This window comes from Pseudomonas sp. AN-B15, assembly GCF_019056475.1.
GTDB lineage: Bacteria > Pseudomonadota > Gammaproteobacteria > Pseudomonadales > Pseudomonadaceae > Aquipseudomonas > Aquipseudomonas parakoreensis.
In genome coordinates, this window is sequence record NZ_CP049737.1 from 4,038,965 (window position 1) to 4,050,155 (window position 11,191).

At 62.8% G+C, this 11,191-nt stretch carries 13 protein-coding genes; 10 read left to right on the forward strand and 3 right to left on the reverse strand.

The genetic code is table 11. The annotated features are described in order from the left end of the window. Positions 1-92: 92 nt before the first annotated feature. Positions 93-1,280 (forward strand): acyl-CoA dehydrogenase family protein, encoded by a 1,188-nt coding sequence (locus tag GTQ41_RS18215; protein WP_047295334.1) that lies wholly within the window; start codon positions 93-95, stop codon positions 1,278-1,280. Between the two features lie 25 nt (positions 1,281-1,305). Further along, on the forward strand, positions 1,306-2,409 hold the full coding sequence (locus GTQ41_RS18220) for a sigma-54-dependent Fis family transcriptional regulator (RefSeq protein WP_047295336.1): 1,104 nt from the start codon (positions 1,306-1,308) through the stop codon (positions 2,407-2,409). On the opposite strand, the gene GTQ41_RS18225 is transcribed toward GTQ41_RS18220, so the two are convergent. Continuing rightward, entirely contained in the window at positions 2,406-2,771 is a 366-nt protein-coding gene (locus GTQ41_RS18225) for an antibiotic biosynthesis monooxygenase (protein WP_003226650.1), read from the reverse strand. The two genes, GTQ41_RS18220 and GTQ41_RS18225, sit on opposite strands and share 4 nt — an antisense overlap. 92 nt (positions 2,772-2,863) lie before the next feature. Between GTQ41_RS18225 and soxR the strand changes: the two genes are divergently transcribed. The 4 genes from soxR to GTQ41_RS18245 all read left to right on the forward strand — a co-directional run bounded on the left by soxR (position 2,864) and on the right by GTQ41_RS18245 (position 5,965). Further along, on the forward strand, positions 2,864-3,313 hold the full coding sequence (soxR, locus tag GTQ41_RS18230) for a redox-sensitive transcriptional activator SoxR (protein WP_047295338.1): 450 nt from the start codon (positions 2,864-2,866) through the stop codon (positions 3,311-3,313). Between the two features lie 104 nt (positions 3,314-3,417). After that, a complete protein-coding gene (locus GTQ41_RS18235; RefSeq protein ID WP_047295341.1) occupies positions 3,418-3,876 on the forward strand; it encodes a VOC family protein in 459 nt (152 codons plus the stop codon). Between the two features lie 239 nt (positions 3,877-4,115). Continuing rightward, positions 4,116-4,991 (forward strand): alpha/beta fold hydrolase, encoded by an 876-nt coding sequence (locus GTQ41_RS18240; protein ID WP_047295343.1) that lies wholly within the window; start codon positions 4,116-4,118, stop codon positions 4,989-4,991. 23 nt (positions 4,992-5,014) lie between these two features. Further along, a complete protein-coding gene (locus GTQ41_RS18245) occupies positions 5,015-5,965 on the forward strand; it encodes a LysR substrate-binding domain-containing protein (protein ID WP_047295344.1) in 951 nt (316 codons plus the stop codon). Positions 5,966-6,088: 123 nt separating this feature from the next. Here GTQ41_RS18245 and leuD read toward each other — a convergent pair whose 3' ends face one another. Beyond that, positions 6,089-6,703: a 3-isopropylmalate dehydratase small subunit gene (gene leuD, locus GTQ41_RS18250; RefSeq protein ID WP_047295346.1), complete on the reverse strand. Its 615-nt coding sequence runs from the start codon at positions 6,701-6,703 to the stop codon at positions 6,089-6,091. Further along, complete coding sequence (gene leuC / locus GTQ41_RS18255; RefSeq protein WP_047295348.1) at positions 6,700-8,118, reverse strand: 3-isopropylmalate dehydratase large subunit; 1,419 nt, start codon at positions 8,116-8,118, stop codon at positions 6,700-6,702. The genes leuD and leuC overlap by 4 nt, the downstream gene beginning before the upstream one ends. A gap of 408 nt (positions 8,119-8,526) precedes the next feature. Here leuC and GTQ41_RS18260 point away from each other — a divergent pair, with 408 nt between their 5' ends. From GTQ41_RS18260 to GTQ41_RS18275, 4 genes are read left to right on the forward strand one after another with little or no spacing between them, the layout of a single operon-like run. Then, positions 8,527-9,717, forward strand: a complete 1,191-nt coding sequence (locus GTQ41_RS18260) for a PepSY domain-containing protein (RefSeq protein ID WP_047295350.1) — start codon at positions 8,527-8,529, stop codon at positions 9,715-9,717. Continuing rightward, positions 9,714-10,256, forward strand: coding sequence for a hypothetical protein (locus tag GTQ41_RS18265; protein ID WP_047295352.1), 543 nt, complete (start codon positions 9,714-9,716; stop codon positions 10,254-10,256). The genes GTQ41_RS18260 and GTQ41_RS18265 overlap by 4 nt, the downstream gene beginning before the upstream one ends. Next, on the forward strand, positions 10,253-10,591 hold the full coding sequence (locus tag GTQ41_RS18270; RefSeq protein WP_047295354.1) for a hypothetical protein: 339 nt from the start codon (positions 10,253-10,255) through the stop codon (positions 10,589-10,591). The genes GTQ41_RS18265 and GTQ41_RS18270 overlap by 4 nt, the downstream gene beginning before the upstream one ends. Then, the gene (locus GTQ41_RS18275; RefSeq protein WP_047295355.1) at positions 10,588-11,163 is read left to right on the forward strand and encodes a DUF6162 family protein; all 576 of its coding nucleotides are present in this window, start codon (positions 10,588-10,590) and stop codon (positions 11,161-11,163) included. The genes GTQ41_RS18270 and GTQ41_RS18275 overlap by 4 nt, the downstream gene beginning before the upstream one ends. Positions 11,164-11,191: the final 28 nt, after the last annotated feature.

Sequence of the window (11,191 nt, forward strand, 5' to 3'; positions counted from 1 at the left end):
CGATCTGTTGATCTTGCTTGTAAAAATCAAATCAACAGATCGCAGCCTTCGGCAGCTCCTACACGGAAGTTGTAGAACATAGGAGTTTTGGTGTGACCGCCAAACCACAAAGCACCCTGCTCTCCCCGCTGCAGACCGCGCGCCAACTGGCCGCCGAATTTGCCCTGACCGCCGTCGAACGTGACGAGCGCGGCGGTACACCGAAGGCCGAACGCGATGCCCTGCGCGACAGCGGCCTGCTGGCTCTGAGCATTCCCAACCGTTACGGCGGCCTCGGCGCGACATGGAGCGAAACCCTGCAAGTCGTGCGCGAGTTCGCCAAGGTCGACAGTTCCATCGCCCACGTCTTCGGCTTTCATCACCTGATGCTTGCCACCGTGCGCCTGTTCTCGCGGCCCGAACAATGGCAGCCATGGTTCGAACAGACCGCGCGGCAGAACTGGTTCTGGGGTAACGCCCTCAACCCGCTCGACACCCGCACTGTGGTCAAGGACTTCGGCGGCTGGCGCGAGTTTTCCGGGAAGAAAAGCTTCTGCTCCGGCGCCAGCGATTCGCAGATGTTGATCGCTTCCGCCGTCGACGAAAGTGCCGGCGGCAAGTTGCTGATCGCGGCGATCCCCAGCGGTCGCAGCGGCATCACTCTGCACGACGACTGGAACAACATCGGCCAGCGCCAGACCGACAGCGGCAGTGCCACGTTCGAACGGGTGCGGGTCGAAGAATCCGAGCTGCTGCTTGATCCCGGCCCGTTGAGCACGCCGTTCGCCTGCCTGCGTCCGCTGATCGCGCAACTGACCTTCACTCACATGTTCCTCGGCATCGCCGAAGGTGCGTTTGAGGAAGCGCGCCAGTACACGCTGAGCGAAACCCGGCTCTGGCACAAATCCGCCGCCCGCGACGTGCGTGAAGATCCGTACGTGCTCGCGCATTACGGCGAGTTCTGGGTCGCACTGGAAGGCATTCGTCTGCTGGTCGAGCGGGCCGCCGCGCTGCTCGACGAGGCCTGGGCCAAAGGCCCGAACCTGACCGCAGAAGAACGTGGACATCTGGCCACGGCGATTGCCACCGCCAAGGTCGCCGCCAGTCGTCAGGGACTGGACATCTGCAGCCGTTTGTTCGAAGTCACCGGCGCGCGTTCAACCCACGCCTCGCTGCGTCTTGACCGACACTGGCGCAACCTGCGCACGCAGACTCTGCACGACCCGCTCGATTACAAACTCCACGAGCTGGGCGACTGGGCGCTGAACCAGGCGCTGCCGGTGCCGACGTTCTATTCCTGATCTTGCCTTTAATGGAGCGAGTCCCATGCAACTGCTGACCCTTCCGCCCTCACCCGCTCTGGCGACGTCGATCCGCGCCACCGCGCAGGTCTTCGAAGACCCGAAATCCCAGGCCTTGCTGGCGCATCTGCAACAGGTCGCGCCGAGCGAAGCCAGCGTGCTGATCATCGGCGAGACCGGCACCGGCAAGGAGCTGGTGGCGCGGCATATTCACAACCTGAGCCACCGCCGGCATCGGCCGTTTGTCGCAGTCAACTGCGGCGCCTTCTCCGAATCACTGGTGGAAGCCGAGCTGTTCGGCCATGAAAAAGGCGCTTTCACCGGCGCGCTCAGCGCCAAGGCCGGCTGGTTCGAAGAGGCGGACGGCGGCACTTTGTTCCTCGACGAAATCGGCGATTTGCCGATGGCGATTCAGGTCAAGTTGCTGCGGGTGTTGCAGGAACGCGAAGTGGTGCGCCTCGGTTCGCGCAAAAGCATTCCGATCGATGTGCGGGTGCTGGCCGCGACCAACGTGCAACTGGAGAAAGCGATCAATGCCGGCAACTTCCGCGAAGACCTGTTCTACCGGTTGAACGTGGTCAATCTGGAACTCAGTCCGCTGCGCGAACGGCCCGGCGACATCCTGCCGCTGACCCGGCATTTCATCGAGGCCTACAGCCAGCGCCTGGGTTACGGACGGGTCAGTATCAGCCCCGGTGCCGAACAGAAACTGCGCAGCTACAGTTGGCCGGGGAACATCCGCGAACTGGAAAACGTCATCCATCACACCCTGTTGATCTGCCGCAACGGTGTGATCGAGCGCGACGATCTGCGCCTGTCCAACCTGCGCATCGAGCGCGCGGACGATCAGCAGTCGAGCGCCGACGATTCACCGGAAGCGTTGCTGGAGCAAGCCTTCCAGAAGCTCTTCGAGCAACAGGCCGGCGCCCTCCACGAAAAGGTCGAAGACGCCTTGCTGCGCGCCGCCTATCGCTTCTGCCATTACAACCAGGTGCACACCGCCGCGCTGCTCGGTCTGAGCCGCAACGTCACGCGCACACGGCTGATAAAGATCGGCGAACTGGCGGTGAACAAGCGGCGGCTCACGGAGAACCTGCGCGGTGAACGCCTGATCCAGTTGTCGATCTAGCCGACCAGGTTGCAGTGCAGCGCATCGTCATGGCTGCGGGCGATGCTGCTCAACACCTGAAATGAATTGAAGGTCACGGTTTTCGCCTGATGGGCGCGGATCAGTTGCCAGAAATCCTGCTCGCCGCTTTCATAGCGACAGAACGCCGCTTCCCCGGCCTCGCGGCTCTGCCACTGCAGCAAGCTCAGCACCCGCCGACCGTCGTCGCTGACCTGGACGCTGGCGCTGACGAAGCCTGCGTAGCGCTGCGCCAGATGTTCGCTCTGCTGCGACAGCGCCGAAACCAATGCCGGCTGCTGACGCGGCTCGATCTCGAATTCGATCAATTGGGTAAAACTGCGATTTTTCGCTGAGGTTTGCATGAGAAGTCCCCACTGATTAAGCCGAGTCTTGCGACTCGAAGACCTGCAGGGTAAAACCTCTAGTTAAGTCAAGGTCAAGAGCCCTTTGCAAAATGATCACCCCGGAAAACCTGCACAAACAACTCACCGTCGGCGAAGTCGCCGCGCGCAGCGGTGTCGCGGTCACTGCCCTGCACTTTTATGAAGCCAAAGGCCTGATCAAGAGCCAGCGCAATGCCGGCAATCAGCGCCGTTATCCACGGGCGGTCTTGCGCCGAGTAGCGTTGATCAAGGTCGCGCAACGCCTGGGTATTCCGCTGGCGGAGATTGGCGAGGCGCTGAAGAGACTCCCCGACGACCGCGCACCAACCGCAGCGGACTGGAAAATCCTCTCCGAGCAATGGCGCCGCGAGCTGGATGAACGGATTAATCAGCTGACCCTGTTGCGTGACCGGCTTACCGGCTGCATCGGCTGCGGCTGTCTGTCGATGGAAGCTTGCCCGTTGCGCAACCAGGGCGATGTGCTCGGTGAGAAAGGGCCGGGGGCGCACTTTCTCGGCTGACGGCTCGTCGGGGAAAAATTCTGCCCGCGCAGACAGTTCTATAGTGAATTTTCCACAAATCCGGTGGAGCCCTACCTCGCAAAACAAAGAACAGGGAGAACGTCATGAGCGTCAAACCCATTCCCGAGGGGTATCACAGCATTACCCCATACCTCGGCAGCCTCGAGGCTGCCGAGGCCATCGAATTCTATAAAAAAGCCTTCGGCGCCACGGTGGTCATGCGCCTGGACATGCCGGACGGCCGTATCGGCCACGCCGAGCTGCGCATTGGCGACAGCGCGATCATGCTCGGCACACCGTGCGATCAAGGGCCATTGAGCGGCCCGGACCATGCCGTGTCGGTCGGTCTGCATCTGTATGTCACCGATGTCGACAAATCCTTTCAGCGGGCACTGGAGGCCGGGGCGCAAGCGGTGTCCGAGGTCAAGGATCAGTTTTATGGTGATCGCAGCGGGACGCTGAAAGATCCTTATGGGCATCTGTGGTTTCTGGCGACGCGCAAGGAGGATCTGACCGAGGAGCAGATCAGGCAGCGGGCGATGGAGATGTTTCAGCAGGGTTGAGATTTTCAGGGGCTGGGCTGGCCTCTTCGCGGGCAAGCCCGCTCCCACAGGGATCTCCGGTGTTTATACGATGGGTGTCACACAGAAAAACACTGTGGGAGCGGGCTTGCCCGCGAAGGGGCCAGCCCTGGCGACACACATCACACTTCATGAACCACCACACCACGCTTCACCCCTTGCCCCGCATGCCAGAGACTTTCAGGATGCACCCTACAAGCACCTGAACAAGGATCAGCCCGATGTTTGCCGGATTCAGCAAAGACCAGCGCCACCTCAACGGTGTCGACATCGCCTACCGCCTCGGCGGCAGCGGCCCGGGCCTGTTGCTGTTGCACGGACACCCGCAGACCCATGTGATCTGGCACAAGATTGCCGAGCAGTTGGCGGAGCATTTCACCGTGGTCGCCGCCGACCTGCGCGGATACGGCGACAGCGCCCGGCCGGCTGCCGATGAACAACATCGTCATTACTCAAAACGCGAAATGGCCAGGGACAACCTCGAGTTGATGCAGGCGCTGGGCTTCGAACAGTTTTCGGTGCTGGCCCACGACCGTGGCGCGCGGGTCGCCCATCGCCTGGCCCTCGACCACCGCGCTGCGGTGCAACGGATGATGCTGCTGGACATCGCCCCGACCCTGGCGATGTACACGCAGACCAACGAGGCCTTTGCCCGCGCCTATTGGCACTGGTTCTTCCTGATCCGCCCGGCGCCGTTGCCGGAAACCCTGATCGAAGCCGATCCTGAAGGCTATCTGCGCAGCGTCATGGGCAGCCGCAGCGCCGGGCTCACGCCGTTTACCGGGCCAGCGTTCAGCGAATACCTGCGTTGTCTGCAACGTCCCGGCAGCGCCCGAGGCATTTGCGAGGACTACCGCGCCAGCGCCAGCATCGACCTGGAACATGACCGGGCCGACCTCGCTGCCGGCCATCATCTTGACCTGCCGCTGCGGGTGCTGTGGGGCGCGCAAGGCACGGTCGGGCGCTGCTTCGACCCGCTCAAGGAATGGCAGCACGTGGCAACCAACGTCAGTGGCAAGGCGCTGCCGGCCGGGCATTATCTGGCCGAAGAAGTGCCCGAACTGTTGCTCGCCGAAGCGCTGGATTTCCTGCGCTGAATCGAGCGTTCCCCACCGATGCTATGCTGGCGGCTTGTGCCGCCAGTGCCCGCCCCCACATGTCCCGGAACCAAGACCCCGTGCCCCTGCCCGAAGACCTGCGGGTGCTGCTGACCGTGATCCGCAAGAACGGCTTCGCAGCCGCCGCCGATGAGCTGGGCCTGAGCCCGGCCTACGTCAGCAAACGCATCCAGATTCTCGAATCGACCCTCGGCACCCGCCTGCTGCACCGCACCAGTCGCCGCGTGTCGCTGACCGAGGACGGCGAGCGGGTGCAGCGCTGGGCTTTGCGCATCCTCGATGATTTCCAGCAACTGCACGACGATCTGGCCGACGCCCACGACAGCCCACGCGGACGCCTGCACATCTGCAGCAGTTTCGGCTTCGGCCGCAACCATGTGGCGCCTGCGGTTTCGCTGCTGGCGGAACGGCACCCGCAATTGCAGATTCGCCTGGACCTGTTCGACCGCGCGGTGGACATCGTCAACGAAGGTTTCGATCTGGAAATCCGCGTCGGCGACGACCTGCCCGGTCAGCACATCGGCCGGCAACTGGTGAGTAATCGCCGGGTGTTGTGCGCAGCGCCCGGATACCTTGAACGCCGAGGTACACCGCAGACCCTGGACGATCTGCAACAACACGATTGTCTGGTGATCAAGGAGCGCGACAACGCGTTCGGCGTCTGGGATCTGGATCGTGACGGCACGCAGGAAAGCGTGCGCGTCAGTGGGCCGCTGTCGTCCAACAACGGCGAAATCGTCCTGCAATGGGCGCTCGACGGACGCGGGGTGTTGCTGCGCTCATTGTGGGATGTGAAACCGTTGCTGGAACAGGGCCGACTGCTGCCGGTGCTGGCCGATTACAGCCAGAGCGCCAATGTCTGGGCGGTGTACCCGACGCGGCTGGCCAACTCCGGAAAGCTGCGGGCGTGTGTGGAGTTCTTGCAGGGGCATTTCAAGGATCTTTCTCTCTAGCCCAAACACCACAAAACCCTGTGGGAGCTGGCTTGCCAGCGAAGGCGTCAGCTCAGCCAATATAAATGTTGGATGTGCTGGCCTCATCCCTGGCAAGCCAGCTCCCACAGGGTCAAAGGTGTGTCAGGCCAGCCATGGGTTGGCGGCCAGGTGTTCGCGCTCGAACGCCTCGATCTGCGCTCGTCGCTGCAAGGTACTGCCAATCGCATCCAGCCCCAGCAACAGCGCGGTCTTGCGCAAGCCGTCAATCTGGAAATCGATGACTTCACCGTCCGCCAGACGAATCTGCTGCGTCTCCAGATCCACACTGATCTGCGCCGTTTCAGGCTGACTCACCAACCGGCCAATGCGCTGCACCTGCGCCTCATCCAGCGTGATCAGCAACACCCCGTTGCGCTGGCAGTTGTCGAAGAAGATCCCGGCGAAACGGCTGCCGATCAGCGCGCGAATGCCCATTTGCTGCAACCCCCACACCGCGTGTTCGCGGCTGGAACCGCAGCCGAAATTCGCCCCGACCACCAGAAAACTCGCGCCCTGCCAGGCTGGCTGGTTCAACACGAATTCCGGGTTGGGCGTACCGTCGGCGAGAAAGCGCAGATCGAAAAACAGCCCACGATCCAGTCCCTGACGATCAATGCCCTTGAGAAACTGCTTGGGCATGATCACGTCGGTGTCGACGTTGGCCGCGAGCAGCGGCGCGGCCTGGCCGCTGACTTGCGTGAAAGGTTGCAGACTCATGGGCGTTCTCCAAAGTGACGGATGTCGGTCAGATGACCGCTGATCGCGGCGGCGGCGACCATCGCCGGACTCATCAGGTGCGTACGCGCCCCGGCACCCTGACGGCCTTCGAAATTGCGGTTGGTGCTGGAGGCGCAACGGTCGCCGGGCGCGAGTACGTCATCGTTCATCGCCAGGCACATCGAGCAACCGGACTGACGCCATTCAAACCCGGCGTCGATGAAGATCTGCGCCAGCCCTTCAGCCTCGGCCTGAGCGCGCACTTCGCTGGAACCGGGCACGATCATCGCCCGCACATGCCCGGCCACCCGCCGCCCGCGCACAACGCTGGCGGCGTCACGCAGATCCTCGATCCGCGCGTTGGTGCAGGAGCCGATAAACGCGTGACTGATGACAATATCGCGCAGCGCCATGCCCGGCTCCAGGCCCATGTAATGCAGGGCGCGGCGCATGTCCTGACGCAGGATCGGATCGTCGATGCTTTGCGGGTCCGGCACCTGCGCGCCGATCGGCGCCGCCTGATCCGGGCTGGTACCCCAGGTGACCATCGGTTCCAGCAGACTGGCGTCGAGGTGGATTTCGCGGTCGAACACCGCACCGGGATCGCTGCGCAGTTCACGCCATTTTTCCACGCCGCGCGCCCAGCGTTCGCCTTGCGGTGCGCGGGGTTTGCCGTTGAGATAAGCAAAGACTTTTTCGTCCGGCGCCATGAACGCACCGCGTGCACCGGCTTCGACCGCCATGTTGCAAATGGTCATCCGCGCTTCGACGCTCAGCGCATCAATGGTCGAACCGCAGAATTCAATGGCATAACCCGTGGCACCCGACGCACCGATGCGACCGATCAGCGCCATGATCAAGTCCTTGGACGTCAGCCCTGGCGCCAGCTCACCCTCCACCGTCACGCGCAGGCTTTTCAGGCGTTTGTAGATCAGCGTTTGTGAGGCCAGCAGGTGCTCGATTTCCGAGGTGCCAATGCCAAACCCGAACGCTCCCAGCGCACCGTAGGTGGTGGTGTGGCTGTCGCCCGCAGCGATGACCATGCCTGGCAGAATGAAGCCCTGCTCCGGGGCGATCACATGCTCGATGCCCTGACGTTTGTCGAGGATATCCAGCAGTTCGATGCCGAAGTCCCGGCAGTTCTCCGCCAGATACGACACCTGCCGCGCACCGCCGGCATCAGGCATCGCCGCCACCCGTTTGGGGGTGGTCGGGTTGACGTGATCGACCACCGCCAACGCCGTACCCGGCCGCCAGACCTTGCGCCCGGCAGCACGCAGACCGCTGAACGCCTGCGGGCTGGTGTATTCGTTGATCACCTGGCGATCGATATACAACAGCACATGGCCCTGATCGTCGAGGCGGCACACGGTGTGCGAATCAATGTGTTTGTCGTAGAGGGTTCTGGGACTCATCAGGGGGCTCACTCGGGAAATCCAGTGCTTTCCATCATAAGGAGCGCGAACCGGCCATCAATTGCCCGACAGTGATAGCGCCATTCATGAATCGTGTTTGATCGCCCGCCCGCAAAAATCCTGTAGGAGCTGTCGAGTGCAACGAGGCTGCGATCTTTTGATCTGTTGTTTAAAGATCAAGATCAAAAGATCGCAGCGTGCCGCAGCTCCTACAGGGGGATGTCGTCGCCCCTGCGAAGTGCGAAACATTTACTTTCATATCAGCCATCGGGATTTGTCCGGCTCATCCGTCCTATAGAGATGCAGGCCGTTCGCACAGGCAACCGCCACGACCGCGCCTTTTTGCGGACACCCGCGCTGCGAAGCCCGTAGCCGCGTGCCCTTTCATCGAAATCAAGACGCGCAAACATGTCGAAGAAATCCCGTTCCAAACTGTGGTTCCTGGTGCATAGCTGGCTCGCGTTGCCGATCTGGTTTTTTGTCCTGATCGTCTGCGTCACCGGCACGCTGGCGGTGGTCAGCCAGGAAATCGTCTGGCTGGCCAACCCGCAGATGCGCGCCAGCCAACCGTCGGACGATGCGCCGCGGCTCAGTTACGATCAGGTGCTGGCCGCGATCAAACAAGCTGAACCGCAGACGCTGGTGGAAAGCATCAGCCGTCCCGACGAGTCGCACTTCGCCCTCGATGTCGAGGTCAGCTACCCCGACGGCCGCACCCAGACGGTATACGTCAACCCGTACACGGGGGTGATTCAAGGCCCGGCGCCGGACTTCAACTTCAAGGCGTTCACCCGGGCCCTGCACGGCTGGTGGCTGGTGCCGTTCACCAACGGTTTCAGTTGGGGCTGGTACCTGGTGTCATTCCTCGGCCTGCCGATGCTGGCCTCGCTGGTCACCGGGCTGGTGGTCTACAAACGATTCTGGAAAGGCTTCTTCAAGCCCACCCTGCGATTTCGCCACGGCGCGCGGATCTTCTGGGGCGATTTCCATCGACTGAGCGGCATCTGGTCAATCTGGTTCATCGCGGTGATCTCGATCACCGGCACCTGGTTTCTGATTCAGGCCATTCTGGCCGACAACCAGGTGTCCATCAGCAGCGAGCCGATCATTCCCGCCATGTCCCGGGAAAGCGTACCGATGTCGAGCGACGCCAGTCCTCCCCCACGAATCAGCCTTGATCGCGCGGTACAGATCGCCGAACAGCACATCCCCGGGCTGGACGTCAGCTTCGTCAGCTTGCCGGGCAATGCCTACAGTCACTTGAGCGTTGGCGGTCGCGGCTGGTATCCACTGATGTTCCAGACCGCCACGCTCAACCCGTACAACGGTGACATGGCCGCCACCCGACTGCTGACTGACCGCTCTTCGCTGGAGTTCGTCACCGAGTCGATGCGCCCGCTGCACACCGGTGATTTCGGCGGTCTGTGGATCAAACTGATCTGGTTCTTCTTCGGCCTGCTGCTGAGCATGATGGTCCTCAGCGGCCTGTTGATCTGGACCAAGCGCACCGCGCTGGCCACCGCCAACGCCCTCAAGCGCGAGAATAAAAAGGCCCGCAGCCCCCGCGTCAGCCGTGAACCGGCGGAGGTCAGCCTGTGAGCCCGTCCAATCGCACTGCCCCACCGTCCGCCCTGCGCCGCTTCTGGCACAAATGGCGCTTTCACCTGAACGCCTTGTTGCTGCTGATTCCGCTGGGGTTCATGCCCAAGTACTTCGCCGATGCTGCGCTGTTTCGCGGTGACGTCGGCCTCGGTGAACATGAGGTCGGCGAAATCCAGGTCGGCCCGTGGAGCCTGCGCCTGGCCGAACTGCGTAACGAAGCACCGCGCCTGAGCGGCCCCGCCGGCTACATGAAGGACTTCAATGCCGCCCTCTGCGACGCCTGCGTCGAACAGGTCAAGGCCACCTACCTGCGCATCGGCAAGCCGCGCAGCCTGCGCGCCGCCGGGGTGATTTTCTTCGGCACGCCGTATCGCATGGGCGCGCAACTGCCGGTGGCGGAAAAGACCAAGGCCGATGCCGAACTGTGGATCACCATGGAAGGCTGGGACGGCAGCCTGCACCAAGCCTCGATTCCCCTGAGCCAGGCCTCTCCCGCGACCCTCGCCTGGCTGACCAAACAAGGAGCCAAACCATGAACCGCGTTCAACGCCCTTCCCGCCTGCGGTTGCGCGCCGCGTTGCTGCTGTGCGCAGGTTTCAGCGCCGGCGCCCTGGCCCATAACCCGATGTGCGAATGCAAAGCCGTTGATGCCGAGCAGATCAAATGCACCGGCGGCTTCTCCGACGGCAGCGGCGCACCGGGGGTGACCCTCGATGTGATCGGTTACGACGAAACCATTCTGCTGCCGGGCAAGCTCGGCGCCGACTCAAGCCTGACCTTCAAGAAACCGGCGGCCGAGTTTTATGTGCTGTTCGACGCCGGCCCCGGCCACGTCGTGGAAATCGACCAAGCCGACATTGAGGCCCCATGAGCACGCCCACCACCCAAGTCGTCCGCCCGGCCGGTGCCGGGCATGAAACCCTTAACGTTCTGCTGCTGTGCTTGCTGATCCTTGCCGTCGCCGGCTCGGTGGTGGCATGGCGCGGGGTGTCCCATGAGCCGGAACCGGTCGCCAGCCATCAACTCGATGCACGGCGCGACCTCAGTGCCGCCGAGCAAGGCATCTACGCCGACCTGCGGGTGACCCTCGACGAAATCCGCCTGCTGCGTGCAGAACAGCAAAGCCTGCCGACGCCACAGACTCTGGCCGAAGAAGGTTTCGCCCCGTTCGCCCAGGACGCCAGTTCGGTCAGCCGAGGCGGTCACGTCTGGCAATTGCTGGCAGACACTGCCTATTTCGGCCACAGCCAGGTACCCGCCGTCGCCGGTTCATTCTTGATGCGGCTGAGCGCCGATGCCACCGCCGCGCCGGACATCTGGCTCAACCGCGCCGCCGACTTGCAGACGCCCGCCGAACTGACCGACGCCGCGCTGTCCGCCGCTGGCTGGAAACAGATCGTCGCGCAGTTCGATGCCGGCGTGACCCGCGAGCATCGCCACTGAACCTTCGCCTTCACCCGAGAGAAGACCG